This window comes from Anaerostipes butyraticus (assembly GCF_016586355.1).
In the GTDB taxonomy this organism is placed as follows: domain Bacteria; phylum Bacillota; class Clostridia; order Lachnospirales; family Lachnospiraceae; genus Anaerostipes; species Anaerostipes butyraticus.
Map to the genome: position 1 here is coordinate 1 of NZ_BLYI01000074.1, position 549 is coordinate 549.

Annotated in this window: 1 protein-coding gene; it reads left to right on the plus strand. The window is 44.1% G+C overall.

Features of this window, described 5'->3' with window-relative positions:
• Positions 1 to 59 precede the first annotated feature (59 nt).
• The coding region (locus JMF81_RS15865) for an IS110 family transposase (protein ID WP_201312399.1) at positions 60 to 549 on the plus strand (490 nt) is incomplete at its 3' end.

Below are 549 nucleotides of genomic sequence, written 5' to 3' on the forward strand. Positions count from 1 at the left end.
CAGTAAAATATCAAAAGACAGGAAGCTATGCCGTAAATTCTATCCATGGAGGTAGCATTATGGAAAAAGTTTACGACAAATGTTGTGGTATTGATGTGCACAAAAAACTTATCATCGCTTGTTTCAAAAAAGGCAACCAACAAGAGATTCGTGAGTTCGGTGCAACAACTAGAGAACTCCTTGAAATGGCTGCCATGGAAAGCACAGCCTCCTATTGGAAACCTTTATATAATATCCTTGAATCTTCCGGTCTGAATGCTATCGTGGTGAATGCCTGCCATATGAGGGCAGTTCCAGGACGTAAGACAGATGTAAAGGATGCGGAATGGATCGCTGATCTTCTTATGCATGGCCTGCTCCGGGCAAGCTATATTCCTGACAAAGACCAGCGAGAACTGCGAGAACTCGTTCGTTACCGCAAGAGCCTTGTCAGGGAACGTAACCGCGAACTGAACAGACTCCAAAAGATGCTGGAAGGCGCCAATATCAAAATATCCGGTACGATCACAGATATCAATGGCAAAAGTGCCAGAAATATCCTGGAGTACA